Raw genomic sequence first — 19,297 nt, 5'->3', positions numbered from 1 at the left:
TGCCCGCTATATGACACGTGTAGTGGGGTGAGGTGTTGAGTTGTACTCGCGGGATGCCGTGAGGACCGCGACCGCGGGTCCCGGCATCCGGAAGTCTGAATCGCGCGTGAGCGCGGCGTTCCCGGGGAGCGAAGAACTCTCCCCGGGAACGGACGCGTCAGACGCGGCGACGCTTGGGCGGACGGCAGCCGTTATGGGCCTGCGGCGTCACGTCCTGGATCGAGCCGACCTCGAGGCCGGCCGCGGTGAGCGAACGGATCGCGGTCTCACGACCCGAACCCGGACCCTTCACGAAGACGTCGACCTTCTTGACGCCGTGCTCCTGCGCCTGGCGGGCGGCCGACTCGGCGGCCATGCCGGCGGCGTACGGCGTCGACTTGCGCGAACCCTTGAATCCGACACCGCCGGACGAAGCCCAGCTGATGACGGCGCCCGAGGGGTCGGTGATCGAAACGATCGTGTTGTTGAACGTCGACTTGATGTGGGCCTGACCCACGGCGATGTTCTTCTTCTCTTTGCGGCGCGGCTTGCGCGCGGCGGACTTGGCCTGTGCCATGTGCGTTCTCCTGAATCCTGACGCTCAGCCCGCGGCTTAGCGCGCCTTCTTCTTGCCGGCGACGGTGCGCTTGGGACCCTTGCGGGTACGCGCGTTCGTCTTCGTGCGCTGACCGCGCACGGGGAGGCCGCGGCGGTGGCGCAGGCCCTCGTAGGAACCGATCTCGACCTTGCGGCGGATGTCGGCGGCGACCTCGCGACGGAGGTCACCCTCCACCTTGTAGGTGCCTTCGATGTGGTCGCGCAGCGCGACCAGCTGGTCGTCGGTGAGGTCCTTGACGCGGATGTCCTGGCTGATGCCGGTCGCGTTCAGGATCTCGACGGAGCGGGTGCGGCCCACGCCGTAGATGTACGTAAGTGCGATCACCACGCGCTTATCGCGCGGGATGTCGACGCCGGCAAGACGTGCCATGCGGCTCTCCTCAGAGTGTGCTGGAGGTGTGGAGCAGGATCGGTGCTCGGGCCTCCGCCCCGAGGTGTCCCCGCCACTCGGCCGCTGAGATTATCGAAGCGTCCGAGAGGCGGATCTGATCCTGCCGGTGTGTATTCAGTTGGAGATGACGTCGAGTGGAACGACGTCGAGCTGGAAGCTCAGCCCTGGCGCTGCTTGTGGCGCGGGTTGCTCTTGCAGATCACCATCACGCGCCCGTGGCGGCGGATCACCTTGCAGTGATCGCAGATGGGCTTGACGGAGGGGTTGACCTTCATGATGTTCCTGTTTCGCTGTCTTCGAAGCCGCGAGGTGCGGTTCGTTACTTCTCGGCCGGACTCAGCGGTAGCGGTAGACGATACGACCGCGAGTGAGGTCGTACGGGCTCAGTTCGACGACGACACGGTCCTCGGGGATGATGCGGATGTAGTTCTGCCGCATCTTGCCCGAGATGGTCGCGAGCACTTTGTGCCCGTTCGTCAGCTCGACACGGAACATCGCGTTGGGCAGTGCCTCGGACACCGTGCCCTCGATCTCGATGACACCGTCTTTCTTCGCCATAAACTCGCTCACGCTCAGTTGCAGACCGGCCGGTCTGCGGTGGATGGGGGTTCGGTGCTTCGACACGCCAATGAAGGCGCAACGCACCAAAGATCAAGCATACGTGGTAATGCTCGACCCGGCAACTCGCCGGGAGTGTCGTCAGCCGTTCAGACGGGCGACGATGTCCTTCTGCGGGTCACCGGTCAGGTCGGTCTTGTTGGTGAGGAGCGTCCCGTTCACGACGATGGTGGGAGTGGAGACACCACTCGCGCCCGACTGGATCGGGGTCTGACGGGTCATGGCCGTCACGTACTTCTCGTATGTGCCGTCGTTGATGCAGGAGGTCACGGCATCCGATGCACCCGCGCTCGTCGCGATCGATGCGATCGTGGCGTCGTCCAAGCCGGAGGTGCCCTCCGCGGGCTGCTGCGCGTACATCGCCTTGACGAAAGCGGGGATGTTCGCGGGGTCGTCGACAGCGACACAGTAGGCCGCGCTGGCAGAGCGCGTCGAGTACTGGGTCCCCTGCGATGACCGATCGAGGATCGAGATCGGGTGGATGTTCAGCGTGATCGTGCCGTCGTCGACGAGCTGCTGGAGCGTCGGTCCGTACGACTGCTCGAACGAGTTGCAGATGGGGCACATGAAGTCGACGTAGGTGTCCACGGTCTTCGAACCGGAGCCCACCGAGATCGCCCCCGTGTCCGTGTTGACCGCCGAGGACTGCGGAAGGGTGCCGGGCGAGGTCGCCTGGCTGTTGGCGAACCACACGACACCGCCCACGACGAGGACGATCACCACCGCTGCAGCCGTGATACCGATCGCGAACCAGTTCGTGGCCTTGCGTGCCGCAGCCATCATCATCAATCGATCTCCTTCGGCACCACACCGAAGGGCGCCAGCTTTTCTGCACCACCGTCGGGCGCGGTGAGAACCCAGATGCCCCCATCGTGCACGGCGACGCTATGTTCCCAATGGGAGCCGGCTGTGCCGTCGATCGTCGACACGGTCCACCCGTCGTCCTCGACCTCGGTGGCCTGATCGCCGATGACCACCATCGGCTCGATCGCCACGGCGAGTCCGGGGCGCACCTCCGGGCCCTTGTCGGCCACGGCGTAGTTGAAGACGCTCGGCGATTCGTGCATCTTGCGCCCGATCCCGTGCCCGACGTAGTCGCGCAGGATGCCGTAGCCGCCCTCCGGCGCGTTGTCGTCGATGTACGCCTCGATGGCAGCCCCGACCTCGGCCAGGTGGGAGGCACGGCTGAGTGCCGCGATGCCCGCCCAAAGCGAACCTTCGGTGACTTCCGACAGGCGGCGCCGCGGAGCGACGACATCTTCGGGCGCCTCGCCCGGCACGATGACTGTGAAGGCCGAGTCGCCGTTCCAGCCGCGGAACTGCGCCCCCGCATCGATCGACAGGATGTCGCCCGCCCGCAGGGGTCGTTCGCTGGGGATGCCGTGGACCACCTGCTCGTTTACCGAGGCGCAGATGGTGTGCCGGTAGCCGCGCACCATCTGAAAGTTCGACTCGGCACCACGCTCGGCGATGACCCGGGCGGCGGCCGCGTCGAGCTCGAGCGTGGTGACACCCGGAGCGATCAGCGCACGCACGGCGTCGAGCGCGGCGGCGGTGATCAGCCCGGGCTCCACCATGGCGCGCAACTGAGCGGGCTTCTTGTAGATCGAGGAGCGGAAGACCACTGTCAGTCAGCCGAACGACGGCGGAGACCGCGCGCGTCAAGCGCCGCGAAGATCCGGCCCGTGACCTCGTCGAGCCCGCCGACACCGTCGATCTCGTCGACGATCCCTCGCGTCCCGTAGACCCCGAGGATCGGGGCGGTCTCGCGCTCGTAGATGTTCAGGCGGGTCTCGATCGCCTCGGCCGTGTCGTCGGCGCGGCCCTGCTCAGCGGCGCGCGCGGTGAGACGCGCCAGAGACTCGTCACGGGGAACCACGAGTGCGATGACGGCGTCGAGGGCCTCGTCGCGTCCGCCGAGGAACTCATCGAGGTGCATGACCTGCGCGAGGTTGCGCGGGTAACCGTCGAGGAGGAACCCCTCCCCCGCGTCCGGCTGCGACAGCCGGTCACGCACGACCGCACTGGTCAGCTCGTCGGGGACGAGGTCACCGGCGTCGATGATCGAGGTGACTTGTTTGCCGAGGTCGGTGCCTGCGGCCACATTTGCACGGAACACGTCGCCGGTCGAGACGACGGGGATGCCGAACGCCTCCGCGATGCGGACGCCCTGCGTCCCCTTGCCCGAACCCTGCGGGCCGACGATCAACAGACGAGCCGTCATCGGAGGAGCCCTTCGTAGTGGCGCTGCTGGAGCTGCGCGTCGATTTGCTTCACCGTCTCGAGACCGACACCCACGATGATGAGGATCGAAGCGCCGCCGAAGGGGAAGTTCTGGTTCGCGCCGACCGTGGCGAGGGCCACGAGCGGCAGGAGCGCGATCAGACCGAGGTAGATCGAGCCGGGGAGCGTGATGCGCGTCAGTACGTAGTCGAGATACTCGGCGGTCGGGCGTCCCGCGCGGATGCCGGGGATGAACCCGCCGTACTTCTTCATGTTGTCGGCGACATCGACGGGGTTGAACGTGATGGCGACGTAGAAGTACGTGAAACCGACGATCAGCAGGAAGTAGATGAGCATGTACAGCGGGTGGTCACCGCGCGTGAGGTACTGCGAGATCCAGGTGACCCACGGGGCCGGCTCCTGACCCGCCTGAGGCTGGTTGAACTGCGCGATGAGGGCCGGGATGTACAGCAGCGACGACGCGAAGATCACCGGCACCACACCGGCCATGTTCACCTTGATCGGGATGTAGGTGTTGGTGCCGCCGTAGGTGCGGCGGCCGACCATGCGCTTGGCGTACTGCACCGGGATGCGGCGCTGGGACTGCTCGACGAAGACGACGAGCGCGACGACCAGGATGCCGACGGCCAGGACGAGGAGGAAGACCTCGACACCGCGCGAGTTGAGGATCGACATCATCGCGGCCGGGAAGGTGGCGGCGATCGACGTGAAGATGAGGATGGACATGCCGTTGCCGACGCCACGCTCGGTGACCAGCTCGGCGAACCACATGACGAGGCCCGTACCGGCGGTGAGCGTGATGATCATCAGCAGCTGAGCCCACCAGACGTCGTTCGTCAGGAGCTGCTGGCACTCCGGGATGCCGGCAGTGCCGAAGAGCTGCCCGGAACGCGCCACGGTGACCAGGGTCGTCGACTGCAGCAGCGCGAGAGCGATGGTCAGGTAGCGCGTGTACTGCGTCAGCTTCGCCTGACCCGCCTGGCCCTCCTTGTAGAGGGTCTCGAAGTGCGGGATGACGACGCGCAGCAGCTGCACGATGATCGTGGCCGTGATGTACGGCATGACACCGAGCGCGAAGATCGACAGCTGCAGCAGGGCGCCACCGGAGAAGAGGTTGACCAGCGACAGCAGACCTTCGGTGCTTCCGGAGTCGCTCAAACACTGCTGAACGTTGGGGAAGTCGACGAACGGCGACGGGACATGAGCACCGAGCCGGTAGATGGCGATGATCCCCAACGTGAAGGCGATCTTGCGCCTCAGGTCGGGCGTGCGGAAAACCCGCGCGATGGCGCTGAACAAAGGGGATTCCTCCAGAACGATCTCGGCGCGCCGCAGGCGCACACCAAATCAGACTAACCCAGAAGGGGCCGACGGCCGTAAGGCCGCCGGCCCCTCCGGGGTTCGGGCGTCAGTTGACGGTGCCGCCCGCGGCGACGATCTTCTGCTCTGCGGAGCCGGAGACCTTGTCGACCGAGACGGTCAGCGCGACCGAGATGTCGCCGGTGCCGAGCACCTTGACCTTCTCGTTCTTGCGCACGGCGCCCTTGGCCACCAGGTCGGCGACGGTCACGTCGCCACCCTGCGGGTAGAGCTCGCCGAGCTTCTCCAGGTTCACGACCTGGTACTCGACGCGGAACGGGTTCTTGAAGCCGCGGAGCTTGGGGGTGCGCATGTGCAACGGCATCTGCCCACCCTCGAAGCCGACCTTGACCTGGTAACGGGCCTTGGTTCCCTTGGTACCGCGACCGGCCGTCTTACCCTTCGAGCCCTCACCGCGACCCACACGGGTCTTGGCGGTACGGGCACCCGGGACGGGACGCAGGTGGTGGACCTTCAGCACGCCGGGGCGGGCCGCGGGGGCTTCCTTCTTCTCAGCCGTCTTACGGGCCGAGGCCTTCTTCGGGGCGTCGACCGTGGCGGTCTCGTCCTTCTTGGCAGCCATTAGTCGATCTCCTCAACCTTGACGAGGTGGGCGACGGTCTTGACGTAACCGCGCGTCTGCGCGTCGTCGGGACGGACGACCGAGTCGCCGATCCGCTTGAGACCGAGCGAGCGCAGCGTGTCACGCTGGTTCTGCTTCTCGCTCACCTTGGACTTGATCTGCGTGACCTTCAGACGCTCGGCCATCAGGCACCTACCTTCTGAGCGGCGGCCTCGGCGCGCACGAGGCGGGCCGGGGCGACCTGGTCGAACTCCAGGCCACGGCGAGCGGCCACGGCGCGGGGCTCCTCGAGCGACTTCAGCGCTTCGACGGTCGCGTGCACGATGTTGATCGTGTTCGACGAGCCGAGCGACTTCGAGAGGACATCGTGAATGCCGGCGCACTCGAGGACGGCACGGACGGGACCACCGGCGATAACACCGGTACCGGCGGCGGCGGGGCGCAGGAGCACCACACCGGCAGCGGCCTCACCCTGGACGGGGTGCGGGATGGTCGAGCCCGAGCGCGGAACGCGGAAGAAGTTGCGCTTGGCCTCTTCGACACCCTTCGAGATGGCGAGGGGGACTTCGCGGGCCTTGCCGTAACCGACACCCACGACGCCGTTGCCATCGCCCACGACGACGAGCGCCGTGAAGCTGAAGCGGCGACCACCCTTGACCACCTTCGACACGCGGTTGATCGTCACGACGCGCTCGAGGAACTGGCTCTCGTTGCGGTCGCGCGAACCACGGTCGCGCTGGTTGGTGTTGCGCTCGCGACCACCGCGACGCGGCTCGCGCTCACGCTCGGCAGGGGCCGTGGCCGCAGCCGCACCCTCAGCCGGTGCAGTCTGCTCGGTCACTTCGGTCTCCTTGTTGTCACTCACAGGTTCAGCCCTCCTTCGCGGGCACCGTCGGCGATCGCGGCGACACGACCGGCGTACCGGTTCCCGCCACGGTCGAACACGACGTCGGACACGCCGACGGCCTTCGCACGCTCGGCGACGAGCTCGCCGACCTTGCGGGCCTTGGCGGTCTTGTCACCGTCGAAGCCGCGCAGGTCGGTCTCGAGGGTGGAGGCGGAGGCCACGGTGTGGCCCTTGCTGTCGTCCACGACCTGGACGAACACGTGGCGCGCCGAACGCGTCACGACCAGACGGGGGCGCAGCTCGGTGCCAACGACCTTCTTGCGAAGGCGCGCGTGGCGACGTGCGCGAGCAACAGACTTCGACTGCACAGCCATGCTTACTTACCAGCCTTTCCGGCCTTGCGGCGGACGACCTCGCCCGCGTAGCGCACACCCTTGCCCTTGTAGGGCTCGGGCTTGCGGATCTTGCGGATGTTGGCGGCGGCCTCGCCGACGGCCTGCTTGTCGATGCCGCTCACGGTGAGCTTGTTGTTGCCTTCGACCGTGAGGGTGATCCCGGCGGGCGGGTCGATGAGCACGGGGTGCGAGAAGCCGAGGGCGAACTCGACCGAGCTGCCCTTCTGCGCCACGCGGTAACCCGTGCCGACGACCTCGAGGCCCTTGGTGTAGCCCTGGGTGACACCGATGATGTTGTTGTTGATGAGCGTGCGGGTCAGGCCGTGGAGCGACCGCGACTCGCGCTCGTCGTCGGGGCGGGTGACGAGAACCTGGTTCTCCTCGACCGACACCTCGAGGGGCTGCGCAACGGTGAGCGCGAGCTCGCCCTTGGGGCCCTTGACGGAGACCTCCCGGCCGTTCACCGTGACGGTGACTCCGGCGGGGATGTCGATGGGAAGACGTCCGATACGCGACATGTCAGATCACCACACGTAGGCGAGGACTTCCCCGCCGACGCCCTTCTGCTCGGCCTGACGGTCGGTGAGGAGACCGGAGGAGGTGGACAGGATGGCGACGCCGAGCCCGCCGAGGACCGTGGGGACCTCGGTCGACTTCGCGTACACGCGGAGGCCGGGCTTCGAGACGCGCTTGATGCCGGCGATGGACCGCTCGCGGTTCGGGCCGTACTTCAGCGTCATGTTGAGGGTCTGGCCGACACGGGCGTCTTCGACGTTCCAGTCGGCGATGTAACCCTCCTGCTTGAGGATTTCGGCGATGTTGGTCTTGAGCTTCGAGCTCGGCATCGACACGGAGTCGTGGTGCGCCGAGTTCGCGTTGCGCAGACGGGTCAGCATGTCTGCGACCGGGTCTGTCATCGTCATGTGTTGCTTCTTTCGTTCATGAGGTTTCGCCTGCCGTTACACGACAGGCGACCTTCGATGATGGGCCCCCGGAAACCCGGGGGCCCAAGGGGTCAGGCCTGAGCGTCGGCCGACTGGAACGGGAAGCCGAGCTGGCGCAGCAGCGAACGGCCCTCGTCGTCGGTCTTGGCCGTGGTGACGATCGTGATGTCGAAACCACGGACACGGTCGATGCGGTCCTGGTCGATCTCGTGGAACACGGACTGCTCCTGGAGACCGAAGGTGTAGTTGCCGTTGCCGTCGAACTGCTTGGGCGACAGGCCGCGGAAGTCGCGGATGCGCGGCAGAGCGAGGTTGACGAGGCGGTCGACGAACTCCCACGCGCGGTCACCGCGGAGGGTGACGTGCGCGCCGATGGCCTGGCCTTCGCGCAGCTTGAACTGGGCGATCGACTTGCGGGCCTTGGTGACGACCGGCTTCTGACCGGTGATCTTGGTGAGGTCGTCGACCGCACCATCGATCACCTTGCTGTCACGAGCGGCCTCGCCGACACCGGTGTTCACGACGACCTTGACCAGGCCGGGGATCTGCATGACGTTCTCGTAGCCGAACTCGTCCTGCAGCGCCTTCTTGATCTCGGCGTTGTACTTCTGCTTGAGGCGGGGCTGGATCTTGCCAGTCTCCGCGGCAGTCACGGTGCTCATGTTCAGAGGTCCTTGCCTGACTTCTTCGCGAAGCGCACGCGGACGGTGCGCTTGACGCCGTCCTTGACCTGCTCCTCGACCCGGTGGCCGACGCGGGTCGGCTTCTTGGTCGAGGGGTCGACGATCGCGACGTTGGAGATGTGGATCGGGGCCTCGAACGTCTCGATGCCACCGGTCTTGGTGCCGCGCTGGGACTGGCCCACGCGGTTGTGCTTGGTGACGTAGTTCACGCCCTCGACGATGACGCGGTTCTGCTCGGGAAGGACCTCGAGGACCTTGCCCTGCTTGCCGCGGTCGCCGCCGCGCTCGGGCTTGGCGCCCGAGATGACCTGGACGAGGTCACCCTTCTTGATTTTCGCCATGATCAGATGACCTCCGGGGCGAGCGAGACGATCTTCATGAACTTCTTGTCACGAAGCTCACGACCGACCGGTCCGAAGATGCGGGTGCCGCGGGGCTCCCCGTCGTTCTTCAGGATCACGGCGGCGTTCTCGTCGAACTTGATGTACGAGCCGTCGGGACGGCGGGTCTGCTTGACGACGCGGACGACGACGGCCTTGACCACGTCGCCCTTCTTGACGTTTCCACCCGGGATCGCGTCCTTGACCGTGGCGACGATGACGTCACCCAGGCCGGCGTAGCGACGGTTGGAGCCGCCGAGCACGCGGATGGTGAGCAGCTCCTTGGCGCCGGTGTTGTCGGCGACCTTCAGCCGGGATTCGTTCTGAATCACTTTTACTCCTTGGGTTCCAAGCAAGCCGCGAGGCTTACTTGGCCTTCTCGAGGATCTCGACCAGACGCCAGCGCTTGGTGGCGCTGAGCGGACGGGTCTCGTTGATGACGACGAGGTCGCCGATGCCCGCCGAGTTGGTCTCGTCGTGCGCCTTGACCTTCGAGGTGCGACGGATGACCTTGCCGTAGAGCGGGTGCTTCACGCGGTCCTCGACCTCGACGACGATCGTCTTGTCCATCTTGTCGCTGACGACGTAGCCACGACGCGCCTTGCGGTAACCGCGGGCGTTCTCGTCACGGACATCGTGTTCGGCGTGCTCGTGACCGGCGACCTGCGCCTCGGCCTTCTTCGCGGTAGCCATTACTCCGCCTCTTCCTTCGCGGCGTCGTCAGCGGCATCCGCCTTCTTCGCCTTGCTCTTCTTCGCCTTCGTCGCCTCGACCGGAGCCGGGGTGGCGCGGATGCCGAGCTCGCGCTCACGGATCACCGTGTACAGACGCGCGATGTCGCGCTTGACTGCACGGATGCGGCCGTGGCTCTCGAGCTGGCCGGTGGCCGACTGGAAGCGCAGGTTGAACAGCTCTTCCTTGGCCTTGCGCAGCTCCTCGACGAGGCGCTGGTCTTCGAACGTGTCGAGCTCGCTCGGGGCGAGCTGCTTGGTGCCGATCGCCATTACGCGTCGCCCTCCTCGCGCTTGATGATGCGTGCCTTCAGGGGCAGCTTGTGGATGGCACGGGTCAGTGCTTCACGAGCGAGTTCCTCGTTGACACCGGCGACCTCGAAGAGGACGCGACCCGGCTTGACGTTCGCAACCCACCACTCGGGCGAGCCCTTACCGGAACCCATGCGGGTTTCGGCCGGCTTCTTGGTGAGCGGACGGTCGGGGTAGATGTTGATCCACACCTTTCCACCACGCTTGATGTGACGCGTCATGGCGATACGAGCGGACTCGATCTGACGGTTGGTCACGTAAGCGGGGGTGAGCGCCTGGATCCCGAACTCACCGAACGACACCGTGGTGCCACCGGTGGCCTGGCCCGAACGGCCGGGGTGGTGCTGCTTGCGGTACTTGACCTTGCGGGGGATGAGCATTACGCCGACGCTCCTTCTGCCACGGGGGCCTCGTTGCGCGGGCCACGACGACGGTCGCCACCGCGGTCGTCACGACCGCGCGACTTGGGCGCGTTGGCCTGCTCGCGGGCGAGCTCCTTGTTGGTGAGGTCGCCCTTGTAGATCCAGACCTTCACGCCGATGCGGCCGAAGGTCGTCTTGGCCTCGTAGAAGCCGTAGTCGATGTTCGCGCGGAGCGTGTGCAGGGGCACCCGGCCTTCGCGGTAGAACTCGGAACGGCTCATCTCGGCGCCGCCGAGGCGGCCCGACACCTGGATGCGGACACCCTTGGCGCCGGCGCGCTGTGCGCCCTGCAGGCCCTTGCGCATCGCGCGGCGGAACGCCACGCGAGCGGTGAGCTGCTCAGCCACACCCTGCGCGACCAGCTGAGCGTCGGCCTCGGGGTTCTTGACCTCGAGGATGTTCAGCTGGATCTGCTTGCCGGTGAGCTTCTCGAGGTCGGCGCGGATGCGCTCGGCCTCGGCGCCGCGGCGACCGATCACGATGCCCGGACGGGCGGTGTGGATGTCGACGCGGACGCGGTCACGCGTGCGCTCGATCTCGATGTTGCTGACACCGGCGCGGTCGAGCGACGTGGTCAGCAGGCGACGGATCTTGATGTCCTCGGCGAGGTAGTCGGCGTAGCGCTGACCGGCCTTCGTCGAGTCCGAGAACCACCGCGACACGTGGTCGGTGGTGATGCCGAGGCGGAAGCCGTACGGGTTGACCTTCTGTCCCATTACTTGCTCGCCTTCTTGTTGGCGCGAGCCGGGGCCGCCTCAGCGGTCTCGGGCGTCGCGAGCACGACCGTGATGTGGCTCGTGCGCTTCTTGATCTGGAAGGCGCGACCCTGAGCGCGGGGCTGGAAACGCTTCAGCGTCGTGCCCTCGTCGACGTACGCGTTCTTCACGTACAGGTCAGCGTCATCCAGGTACTCGTTCGTCTTGTCGGCCGTGACGCGAGCGTTCGCGATGGCCGAGGCGACGAGCTTGTAGATCGGCTCGCTCGCGCCCTGGGGCGCGAACTTCAGGATGGCAAGGGCCTCTTCGGCCTGCTTGCCCTTGATGAGAGCGACGACACGACGAGCCTTCTGAGGGGTCACGCGGATGTGTCGCACGCGTGCGATGGACTCCACCATTTCTCTCTCCTCTTGCGCCCCCGCGTCAGCGGCGGCGGCCCTTCTTGTCGTCCTTCACGTGGCCGCGGAAGGTGCGGGTGGGCGAGAACTCGCCCAGCTTGTGGCCGACCATGGTCTCGGTCACGAACACGGGGATGTGCTTGCGACCGTCGTGCACGGCGATGGTGTGTCCCAGCATGGCGGGGATGATCATCGAACGGCGCGACCAGGTCTTGATGACGTTCTTCGAACCGGCTTCGTTCTGCGAGACGACCTTGCGAAGCAGGTGCTCGTCGACGAAGGGGCCCTTCTTAAGGCTGCGAGGCATCTTCCTCTACTCCTACTTGCGCTTCTTGCCGGCGGTACGACGGCGGACGATGAGCTTGTCGCTCTCCTTGTTCGCGTGACGGGTGCGGCCCTCGGCCTTGCCCCACGGCGAAACAGGGTGACGACCACCGGAGGTCTTACCCTCACCACCACCGTGCGGGTGGTCGACCGGGTTCATGGCGACACCACGCACGGTCGGGCGGACGCCCTTCCAACGCATGCGGCCGGCCTTGCCCCAGTTGATGTTCGACTGCTCGGCGTTGCCGACCTCGCCGATCGTCGCGCGGCAGCGCACGTCGACGTTGCGGATCTCGCCGGAGGGCAGACGCAGCTGCGCGTACGGGCCGTCCTTGGCGACCAGACGCACCGAGGCGCCGGCCGAACGGGCCATCTTCGCACCGCCACCGGGACGGAGCTCGATCGCGTGGATCACGGTACCCGTGGGGATGTTACGCAGCGGCAGGTTGTTGCCGGGCTTGATGTCAGCGCCGGCACCCGACTCGACGACGTCACCCTGCGACAGCTTCGCCGGAGCGAGGATGTAGCGCTTCTCGCCGTCTGCGTAGTGCAGCAGGGCGATGCGCGCGGTGCGGTTGGGGTCGTACTCGATGTGCGCGACCTTGGCGTCGATGCCGTCCTTGTCGTTACGACGGAAGTCGATCAGACGGTACTGACGCTTGTGGCCACCACCGATGTGACGCGTGGTGATGCGGCCCTGGTTGTTGCGGCCACCGGTCTTCGACAGCGGGCGCAGCAGCGACTTCTCAGGCGTCGATCGGGTGATCTCGGCGAAGTCGGCCACCGACGAGCCGCGGCGACCGGGGGTCGTGGGCTTGTACTTGCGAATAGCCATTGTTGTTGTCCTCTATCCCGACCGTCAGCCGACAGACGTGAAGATGTCGATGGTGCCGGACTTCAGCGTGACGATCGCACGCTTGGTGTCCTTGCGCTTGCCGATGCCGAAGCGGGTCCGACGGGCCTTGCCCGCGCGGTTCAGCGTGTTCACCGAAGCGACCTTGACGCCGAAGATCTTCTCGATCGCGAGCTTGATCTCGGTCTTCGACGAACGGGGGTCCACCAGGAAGGTGTACTTGCCCTCGTCGATGAGCGAGTAGCTCTTCTCGGAGACGACCGGCTTCAGGATGATGTCGCGCGGGTCCTTGTTGACGGCGGTCATGCCGAGACCTCCTCGGTGGCGCCCGACTTCGACGCGACGAAGGCGTCGTAGGCGGCCTTGGTGAAGACGATGTCGTCGGAGACGAGCACGTCGTAGGCGTTCAGCTGGCCGAAGGTCAGCACGTGGACGTACGCGAGGTTGCGCACGCTCTTGATCGTCAGCTCGTCGTCGCGGTCGATGACCACGAGAACGTTCTTGACGGCACCGAGGCCGGTCAGCACCGCGGCGGCAGCCTTGGTCGAGGGCGCACCCTCGATGCCGAAGCTGTCGACGATGTGCAGGCGCTGGCCACGAGCACGGTCGCTGAGCGCACCCAGGAGGGCGGCGGCGATCATCTTCTTGGGGGTGCGCTGGCCGTAGTCGCGCGGCTTGGGGCCGTGGACGATGCCACCACCGGTCATGTGCGGCGCGCGGATCGAGCCTTGACGGGCGTTACCGGTGCCCTTCTGCTTGAAGGGCTTGCGGCCGGCACCCGAGACCTCGCCACGACGCTTGGTCGAGTGCGTGCCCTGGCGAGCCGCGGCGCGCTGCGCCACGACGACCTGGTGGATGAGGGGGATGTTCGTCTTGACGTCGAAGATGTCGGCGGGCAGCTCCACGGAGCCGGCCTTCTTGCCGTCGACCTTCAGGACGTCGAGCGCGAGAGTCGAGTCAGCCATGAGATCAGGCACCCTTCACTGCGTTGCGGACGTAGACGATGCGGCCACGAGCACCGGGGACGGCGCCCTTGACGAGCATCAGACCCTTCTCGGCGTCGACGGCGTGCACCGTGAGGTTGAGGACGGTCACGCGCTCGCCGCCCATACGGCCGGCCATGCGCATGCCCTTGAACACGCGGCTCGGGGTCGACGAGGCGCCGATCGAGCCGGGCTTGCGGTGGTTGCGGTGCGCACCGTGCGAAGCGGACACACCCTTGAAGTTGTGGCGCTTCATGACACCCGCGGTGCCCTTGCCCTTGCTGGTGCCGACGACGTCGACCAGCTGGCCGGCCTCGAAGAGGCCGTCGACCGTGAGCTCCTGACCGAGCGAGTAGTCCGCGGCATCCGCGGTACGAACCTCGGTGAGGTGGCGGCGGGGGGTGACGCCCGCGGCCTCGAAGTGGGCCGTGAGGGGCTTGTTCACCTTGCGGGGGTCGATCTGGCCGTAGCCGATCTGCACGGCGTTGTAGCCGTCCTTCTCGACCGAGCGGAGCTGGGTCACGACGTTCGGAGCGACCTCGATGACGGTGACGGGAACGAGCTTGCCGTTCTCGTCCCACACCTGGGTCATGCCGAGCTTGGTGCCGAGGAGGCCCTTGGAGATCTTGGAGTTGATGTCAGCCATGTCGAACCTCAGAGCTTGATCTCGATGTTGACATCGGCCGGGAGGTCGAGGCGCATCAGCGAGTCGACGGCCTTGGGCGTCGGGTCGATGATGTCGATGAGGCGCTTGTGGGTGCGCATCTCGAAGTGCTCGCGGCTGTCCTTGTACTTGTGGGGCGACCGGATGACGCACACGACGTTCTTCTCGGTCGGCAGGGGAACCGGGCCCACCACGGTGGCGCCGGCACGGGTCACGGTGTCGACGATCTTGCGCGCCGACGAGTCGAGCCCGGCGTGGTCGTACGACTTCAGGCGAATGCGGATCTTCTGTCCCGCCATTGTCTGCTCTCTCTCTTTCTCGCGTCTTACCCGACCTGGGGCATTGGACGCACGGTGGTGCTGACGCACCCTGGCACTTCCCCTCGCTCACGCGAGAGATGCTGCACCGCTGTTCAGCTGTCAAACCGGATGCCATGGCATCCGGCCCGCCCCTCGCACGCACGCGCGCGAATCCCGTGAAGGAAGAGGGGGTTCGGTGTGGTGTTCTGCTGCCCGCGGCCCAGGACCCTGCGCTCACGCGCCGCCTGTGCACTGCCCTGACAGTGATCCTGGCGCGCGCCGAGCGCACGCCGGAATGTGGAACTGGACTAGTCTACGGACCCGTCGGGCGTGTCGCAAACCCGGGCGTGTCGCGCGCGGCATATCCTCAGCATCGCTCGCCCGGCCGCCGGTGCCTGCGGTGCTTCCTATGGGGGTGAACCGCTCGTGAGAGCGTCGCCACCCGGCCGTCGACGAGTTCGCTTCCTGCCTACCATGTTGGCGCGCGCGGACGTCCGTGCGGCCGGAGAACCCGATTGGCGGCAGGCACATGAGCGCCCGTGATCCCGACGCGTCCAGGATGCGCACCCGGTGGCAGCGCGTACGCCGCTCCCCCATCCTGCATCTCGTGGCCGCACTGCTGGCGCTCTCTCTCCTGCAGGCGTTCGTCGTCAAGCCGTTCCAGGTACCGTCCGAATCGATGTCGCCGACGCTCGAGGCGGGTGACCGCATCCTCGCCGACCGGATCACCCTCATCGGTTCGGATCCTCGCCAGGGCGACATCGTGGTGTTCTCTCGCCCCGAGGCATGGGAGACGGATGCCACGGCGCCGAGCCCGCTCCGTCGGGCGGTGGGCTGGGTCGGAGATCTCGTGGGCTTCGGTCCGAGCAATCTCGATGCGCTCGTGAAACGGGTCATCGGCGAGCCCGGGACGACTGTGCAGTGCTGCACGGCGGATGGCCGGGTCGAAGTGAACGGGACCGCGCTCGACGAGGACTACGTCCGCAACGACCTCGCATTCGCCCCCGGGCAGCTGGATTGCGACAGCGTCCCGGCGTCGTCGCGGTGCTTCGGCCCCGTCACCGTCCCCGACGGCTCCTATCTCGTCATGGGCGACAACCGGGCGAGTTCGTCGGATTCGGTGGTGAAGTGCCGCGGCACGACGTCGATCGACGGATGCGCGCGCTTCGTCCCGCGCGATCAGGTCATCGGGACCGTCTTCTCGATCGTCTGGCCGCTCGACCGGCTCTCCTCACCACTCGGCTGACGACGACGAAGCGGCACCGCCCGTCCCCGGGCGGCGCCGCTTCGTGTGGCTCCGGGTCAGGCGTTGCCGATGTGCTTGTCGACGTTCTGACGCACCTCGTCGACCTTCGCGTGCTGCTCCGCCGGAACGACCTTCTTGATGGCATCCGCCGCGCCGTCGAGGATCTTGTCGCTGACTTCTTCGGCTTTCTCGCTCTTCAGCGCCTCTTCGATCTTGTCGCGATTCTCATCGAGCAGCTTCTTGCCCTTGTTGATGATGTCGTCCACGCCCATGCGCGTCTCCCTTCAGGACCGGTGCCGGCGGGGATGCCGACGGGTTGCGGTTCATTCTTATGAATCGGCATGCCCCCCACCACCCCGCCGGGTGCGAGGTGAATGACTTTTTGCCCCTGCGGGAAGCAGGTTTACATTCATAAACAACTTTCAGGTATGCGTAAGGTCGTGATCGTGAAGGGCATCAAAGTCGGAATCTGCGCGCTGGCATTACTCCTGTCGTGCTCGGGGTGCTCCTTCGGCGAAACAGCGTCCGAGCCCGCTTCGCCGTTGCAGAGCGATAGTGCGCCCACCCGATCCACTTCTCCGGACGAAGGCCCGTCATCTTCGGTTCAAGATGCGCCGAATGAAGCGCAACCCATCACACCCGAAAACGAAGCGCAGCTCGCCATTGGTCCCGAAGAAGCTTTTTTGAGCGCAGTCTCGAATGGATGGCAAGGCGAGGCGTCTTCCGAATCTTCGTGGATCGAACTCGGAAACAACGCGTGTTCCGACCTCGAATCCGGCATCCCCCTCGCCGAGGTAAACATCGTGAACGAGGACTCGGACGCCGCCCGGTCCAACAACAGCCTCATCGTCTCTCAAGCGCAGAAGAACCTCTGCCCTCAGTTCGGATGATCGCGGGCCGATCTTGACCCCCGCCCGAAGCAAGACCCCTAGACACCTTTTGCACCGCAGAACGATCGAGGAACAGACATGACAGCGTCCGAACACCCCTCCCCCCATGCGAGCGCCACGACGCAGTCCCGCCGAGGTCTGCTCGCTGCCGGGGTAGCAGTAGTCGGCGGAATGGGAGCGGGAGCGCTCCTGCCCTCGGCTCGGGCGCGCGCGGCGGACGGCTCGGTTTCCTCCGTGAACGGCCGGTCAGGGCGGGTCGCCCTCACCGCGGCAGACGTTTCGGCGGTAGATTCCGAGACTGTCGATCTCATCGCTGTGGTGGCGACCCCGGAACGATTCCCGGGTCTCGATCCGAGCGGGGCCGCGGACTCCGCCCCCGCGCTGAAGGCTGCCATCGGAGCTTGCCCAGATGGTGGGACTCTCATCGTTCCCGCGGGAACCTACCGCCTCGCATCAACACTCTCGAATGAGGGGAAGAGCATTACGCTCCTCGGCAACGAGGCGACGCTCGTTCGCGCGCACCCCACGGCGGCCGCAGTGCTCCTGACAGGCGCATACGACGATCCGATACAGGTGACGTCGATCACACCGGTAACCGTTGAACTGGGCGGTGGCCAGCAACCCGGGGTGCAGCTGGCGATGACGTCAGCACCTGGATGGGCGCGCGGCGACGTCGTCAAGGTTTACGCAGACGACGAGATCCCCGAGGTGAGGCAGGACTCGGGAAACAAGTCACGAGTAGGTGACTTCATGATCGTCGACCGAACGTCAGGAAATTCCGCGGTTCTCGTCGGCACGCCCAACGGACCCTTCACGTCGAACATCAGAGCAGCGCGTCTACGCGACGTTCCGGTGCGGTTCGAGGGTTTCCGAGTCGACACGGACCCGAACGGCCTGAGCGCGGGCTGGGGTGGAACCACGATCGTCGTCTCCGCGCTCATGCGCCCCGCCGTGCGCGACATACACGTTCGCGTGTCGACAGCAACCGCCATACTCATGCGCGGCTGTTACGCCTATGACGTCGAGAACGTGCAGATCGACCGAGCGGTGGACAACCCGTCTGCCGGTCAATTCGGATATGGAATTCTTGACAACTCGAGCGCTTACGGCGTTGTCCGCAACCTCCATGCCCGACGAGTAAGACACGCCTACTCGGACGACACTCCCCGCATCGCGACCAACTCCTCCGTGGTCTTGTATGGAGCAACCTACGGCACTCGCATCGTCGACTCGGTGTGCCATGGCGCTTCCGCGGCAGCCTTCGACACTCACTCCTGCTCGGAACTGGTGACGTTCGACAACTGCATGGCCGTGGATAGCCGTGAAGGCTTTTCTCTGCGGGGACGCAAGCACGTGATTAAGGATTGCACGGCGGTACGCTGCACCACCGGGGCTCAGGTGATCACTGAATCGAGCGGGGCGGATGCGTCATGGGGCCATATCATCACGGGCTTCCTCGGTGATGGGCTCTCGGGTGCCGGCATCCGCATCATCCCGCGTACGTCGTCTTCCCACTCGCAGTACAACCGGCGTGAGACGCGAGGGGTGCTCTTGCAGAACATCACCCTCCGGAACTCCGCGATGCCCTTTCTTCAGGCAAACAACATCGTGCTCGATGTACACGGCCTGCATGCCACAGCACGAGCGCAGGTCGACGACGTCGCGAACGGCGCGATCCTGAGCAACAGCGTTGTGCAGGCGAAGGATTGGACGATCGATCTGCAGAACGTCACCTCTGGATCATCGCTGCGCGGGCTGCAGAGCAGGCAGACGGGCGAAGTGAGCGTTGACGGGATCGAGCTTCGTTGGCGCGACGGGGACGGTGGCCGAATTCAGGGCGTGGTTGTCGGAGAGTCGTCCGTCACAGTGACAGTGAAAAATGCTCGCTTCCCGGAGTCGCTTTCCACGCCTTCCGTGGGGTTCGCGCGAGGGTCGACGATTGACTGGACCACAAAGACACAAGCGTCACGCCTCATCACCCGACGACAAGATGAGGTGAGTAACAGCGAGACGGTTCGACTCATCTACCGCGCCGGGGACCCACAGGTGATTCTGTTGTGCACCGTGACGGACGGTCGGACCGTACCCGCACTCGTCGCGAGCGCCGTGCCTGGCCAGATTCTCTACGTTGTGAATTCCGGCGAGAGTTCAGCTACCGTGACCGTGCGACACGGTGCCACCTATCTGACCAGTTTGCGCGGAGCCGCCAACCGGCGCATGACGCCGAACTCGATGATGTCACTCGTCTGGACCGGAACCATCTGGCAACAGCTCGCATAGGCGAGCGAAGGACCATGGCTACAGTGATCTGGTGAAGAGCCAGCATTCAGTAGAACCCCGGCCGCCAATCGAAGTTCTCATGCGCCCTTCGAAAGGCACCAATCCTCGTGCCCCGATACACGCCTTGGTCTCCGCGCT

The 19,297-nt window shown here is 65.8% G+C and carries 32 protein-coding genes; 3 read left to right on the top strand and 29 right to left on the bottom strand.

All coding sequences use genetic code 11. The annotated features are described in order from the left end of the window. Positions 1–157 precede the first annotated feature (157 nt). The 28 genes from rpsK to rpsJ all read right to left on the bottom strand — a co-directional run bounded on the left by rpsK (position 158) and on the right by rpsJ (position 14,743). Positions 158–556 carry a 30S ribosomal protein S11 gene (gene rpsK, locus AB0O24_RS13695; protein WP_013583990.1) on the bottom strand — a complete coding sequence of 133 codons (399 nt, stop codon included), beginning with the start codon at positions 554–556 and terminating at the stop codon, positions 158–160. Between the two features lie 36 nt (positions 557–592). After that, positions 593–967 carry a 30S ribosomal protein S13 gene (gene rpsM, locus AB0O24_RS13690; protein ID WP_058623963.1) on the bottom strand — a complete coding sequence of 125 codons (375 nt, stop codon included), beginning with the start codon at positions 965–967 and terminating at the stop codon, positions 593–595. A 179-nt stretch (positions 968–1,146) separates the two neighbouring features. Further along, positions 1,147–1,263, bottom strand: coding sequence for a 50S ribosomal protein L36 (gene rpmJ, locus AB0O24_RS13685; RefSeq protein ID WP_005050492.1), 117 nt, complete (start codon positions 1,261–1,263; stop codon positions 1,147–1,149). Positions 1,264–1,324: 61 nt separating this feature from the next. Next, entirely contained in the window at positions 1,325–1,546 is a 222-nt protein-coding gene (gene infA, locus AB0O24_RS13680; RefSeq protein ID WP_013583992.1) for a translation initiation factor IF-1, read from the bottom strand. 141 nt (positions 1,547–1,687) lie between these two features. Further along, on the bottom strand, positions 1,688–2,392 hold the full coding sequence (locus AB0O24_RS13675) for a thioredoxin domain-containing protein (RefSeq protein ID WP_275799833.1): 705 nt from the start codon (positions 2,390–2,392) through the stop codon (positions 1,688–1,690). Continuing rightward, positions 2,392–3,231, bottom strand: coding sequence for a type I methionyl aminopeptidase (gene map / locus AB0O24_RS13670; RefSeq protein WP_275799832.1), 840 nt, complete (start codon positions 3,229–3,231; stop codon positions 2,392–2,394). Before map ends, AB0O24_RS13675 begins: the two co-directional genes overlap by 1 nt. Before the next feature lie 2 nt (positions 3,232–3,233). Further along, positions 3,234–3,830: an adenylate kinase gene (locus AB0O24_RS13665; RefSeq protein ID WP_275799831.1), complete on the bottom strand. Its 597-nt coding sequence runs from the start codon at positions 3,828–3,830 to the stop codon at positions 3,234–3,236. Then, positions 3,827–5,149, bottom strand: a complete 1,323-nt coding sequence (gene secY, locus AB0O24_RS13660) for a preprotein translocase subunit SecY (RefSeq protein WP_275799828.1) — start codon at positions 5,147–5,149, stop codon at positions 3,827–3,829. The genes AB0O24_RS13665 and secY overlap by 4 nt, the downstream gene beginning before the upstream one ends. 109 nt (positions 5,150–5,258) lie before the next feature. Further along, entirely contained in the window at positions 5,259–5,792 is a 534-nt protein-coding gene (gene rplO / locus AB0O24_RS13655) for a 50S ribosomal protein L15 (RefSeq protein ID WP_275799826.1), read from the bottom strand. Continuing rightward, positions 5,792–5,977 (bottom strand): 50S ribosomal protein L30, encoded by a 186-nt coding sequence (gene rpmD, locus AB0O24_RS13650; RefSeq protein ID WP_013583998.1) that lies wholly within the window; start codon positions 5,975–5,977, stop codon positions 5,792–5,794. The genes rplO and rpmD overlap by 1 nt, the downstream gene beginning before the upstream one ends. Next, complete coding sequence (rpsE, locus tag AB0O24_RS13645; protein ID WP_231848142.1) at positions 5,977–6,633, bottom strand: 30S ribosomal protein S5; 657 nt, start codon at positions 6,631–6,633, stop codon at positions 5,977–5,979. Before rpsE ends, rpmD begins: the two co-directional genes overlap by 1 nt. 20 nt (positions 6,634–6,653) lie before the next feature. Next, positions 6,654–7,013, bottom strand: coding sequence for a 50S ribosomal protein L18 (gene rplR / locus AB0O24_RS13640; RefSeq protein ID WP_058596239.1), 360 nt, complete (start codon positions 7,011–7,013; stop codon positions 6,654–6,656). Between the two features lie 2 nt (positions 7,014–7,015). Next, complete coding sequence (rplF, locus tag AB0O24_RS13635; protein ID WP_058596240.1) at positions 7,016–7,552, bottom strand: 50S ribosomal protein L6; 537 nt, start codon at positions 7,550–7,552, stop codon at positions 7,016–7,018. Between the two features lie 6 nt (positions 7,553–7,558). Continuing rightward, positions 7,559–7,957 carry a 30S ribosomal protein S8 gene (rpsH, locus tag AB0O24_RS13630; RefSeq protein ID WP_058596241.1) on the bottom strand — a complete coding sequence of 133 codons (399 nt, stop codon included), beginning with the start codon at positions 7,955–7,957 and terminating at the stop codon, positions 7,559–7,561. A 92-nt stretch (positions 7,958–8,049) separates the two neighbouring features. Next, positions 8,050–8,640, bottom strand: a complete 591-nt coding sequence (rplE, locus tag AB0O24_RS13625; protein WP_058614733.1) for a 50S ribosomal protein L5 — start codon at positions 8,638–8,640, stop codon at positions 8,050–8,052. Between the two features lie 2 nt (positions 8,641–8,642). Then, positions 8,643–9,002, bottom strand: a complete 360-nt coding sequence (rplX, locus tag AB0O24_RS13620) for a 50S ribosomal protein L24 (protein WP_058596243.1) — start codon at positions 9,000–9,002, stop codon at positions 8,643–8,645. Positions 9,003–9,004: 2 nt separating this feature from the next. Beyond that, the gene (gene rplN / locus AB0O24_RS13615; RefSeq protein ID WP_013584005.1) at positions 9,005–9,373 is read right to left on the bottom strand and encodes a 50S ribosomal protein L14; all 369 of its coding nucleotides are present in this window, start codon (positions 9,371–9,373) and stop codon (positions 9,005–9,007) included. A gap of 34 nt (positions 9,374–9,407) precedes the next feature. Continuing rightward, positions 9,408–9,734, bottom strand: coding sequence for a 30S ribosomal protein S17 (rpsQ, locus tag AB0O24_RS13610; RefSeq protein ID WP_058596244.1), 327 nt, complete (start codon positions 9,732–9,734; stop codon positions 9,408–9,410). After that, a complete protein-coding gene (gene rpmC, locus AB0O24_RS13605) occupies positions 9,734–10,045 on the bottom strand; it encodes a 50S ribosomal protein L29 (protein WP_013584007.1) in 312 nt (103 codons plus the stop codon). The genes rpsQ and rpmC overlap by 1 nt, the downstream gene beginning before the upstream one ends. Continuing rightward, positions 10,045–10,464 carry a 50S ribosomal protein L16 gene (gene rplP, locus AB0O24_RS13600; RefSeq protein WP_013584008.1) on the bottom strand — a complete coding sequence of 140 codons (420 nt, stop codon included), beginning with the start codon at positions 10,462–10,464 and terminating at the stop codon, positions 10,045–10,047. The genes rpmC and rplP overlap by 1 nt, the downstream gene beginning before the upstream one ends. Then, positions 10,464–11,222: a 30S ribosomal protein S3 gene (gene rpsC / locus AB0O24_RS13595; RefSeq protein WP_013584009.1), complete on the bottom strand. Its 759-nt coding sequence runs from the start codon at positions 11,220–11,222 to the stop codon at positions 10,464–10,466. The genes rplP and rpsC overlap by 1 nt, the downstream gene beginning before the upstream one ends. Continuing rightward, positions 11,222–11,620, bottom strand: a complete 399-nt coding sequence (gene rplV / locus AB0O24_RS13590; RefSeq protein ID WP_013584010.1) for a 50S ribosomal protein L22 — start codon at positions 11,618–11,620, stop codon at positions 11,222–11,224. Before rplV ends, rpsC begins: the two co-directional genes overlap by 1 nt. A gap of 25 nt (positions 11,621–11,645) precedes the next feature. Beyond that, positions 11,646–11,927 (bottom strand): 30S ribosomal protein S19, encoded by a 282-nt coding sequence (rpsS, locus tag AB0O24_RS13585; protein ID WP_013584011.1) that lies wholly within the window; start codon positions 11,925–11,927, stop codon positions 11,646–11,648. A 12-nt stretch (positions 11,928–11,939) separates the two neighbouring features. Continuing rightward, on the bottom strand, positions 11,940–12,779 hold the full coding sequence (gene rplB, locus AB0O24_RS13580; RefSeq protein ID WP_013584012.1) for a 50S ribosomal protein L2: 840 nt from the start codon (positions 12,777–12,779) through the stop codon (positions 11,940–11,942). A gap of 24 nt (positions 12,780–12,803) precedes the next feature. Beyond that, positions 12,804–13,103, bottom strand: coding sequence for a 50S ribosomal protein L23 (gene rplW / locus AB0O24_RS13575; RefSeq protein WP_058596245.1), 300 nt, complete (start codon positions 13,101–13,103; stop codon positions 12,804–12,806). Continuing rightward, positions 13,100–13,762 carry a 50S ribosomal protein L4 gene (rplD, locus tag AB0O24_RS13570; protein WP_058596246.1) on the bottom strand — a complete coding sequence of 221 codons (663 nt, stop codon included), beginning with the start codon at positions 13,760–13,762 and terminating at the stop codon, positions 13,100–13,102. Before rplD ends, rplW begins: the two co-directional genes overlap by 4 nt. Before the next feature lie 4 nt (positions 13,763–13,766). Beyond that, positions 13,767–14,426: a 50S ribosomal protein L3 gene (gene rplC, locus AB0O24_RS13565; RefSeq protein ID WP_058596247.1), complete on the bottom strand. Its 660-nt coding sequence runs from the start codon at positions 14,424–14,426 to the stop codon at positions 13,767–13,769. A gap of 8 nt (positions 14,427–14,434) precedes the next feature. Further along, on the bottom strand, positions 14,435–14,743 hold the full coding sequence (rpsJ, locus tag AB0O24_RS13560) for a 30S ribosomal protein S10 (protein WP_013584016.1): 309 nt from the start codon (positions 14,741–14,743) through the stop codon (positions 14,435–14,437). 559 nt (positions 14,744–15,302) lie between these two features. On the opposite strand from rpsJ, the gene lepB reads away from it, so the two are divergent. Continuing rightward, on the top strand, positions 15,303–15,989 hold the full coding sequence (lepB, locus tag AB0O24_RS13555; RefSeq protein WP_275797914.1) for a signal peptidase I: 687 nt from the start codon (positions 15,303–15,305) through the stop codon (positions 15,987–15,989). A gap of 56 nt (positions 15,990–16,045) precedes the next feature. Here the strand turns inward: lepB and AB0O24_RS13550 are convergent, their stop codons facing one another. Beyond that, positions 16,046–16,261, bottom strand: a complete 216-nt coding sequence (locus AB0O24_RS13550; protein WP_275797916.1) for a hypothetical protein — start codon at positions 16,259–16,261, stop codon at positions 16,046–16,048. Between the two features lie 156 nt (positions 16,262–16,417). Here AB0O24_RS13550 and AB0O24_RS13545 point away from each other — a divergent pair, with 156 nt between their 5' ends. Further along, positions 16,418–16,879, top strand: a complete 462-nt coding sequence (locus AB0O24_RS13545; RefSeq protein ID WP_363375581.1) for a DUF732 domain-containing protein — start codon at positions 16,418–16,420, stop codon at positions 16,877–16,879. Between the two features lie 318 nt (positions 16,880–17,197). Further along, entirely contained in the window at positions 17,198–19,159 is a 1,962-nt protein-coding gene (locus tag AB0O24_RS13540) for a hypothetical protein (RefSeq protein ID WP_363375579.1), read from the top strand. Positions 19,160–19,297 lie beyond the last annotated feature (138 nt).

Source organism: Microbacterium sp. NPDC086615 (assembly GCF_040686055.1).
Lineage (GTDB): Bacteria > Actinomycetota > Actinomycetes > Actinomycetales > Microbacteriaceae > Microbacterium.
Note: the sequence above shows the minus strand (reverse complement) of the source record. Positions and strands in the feature narration are given on the sequence as shown.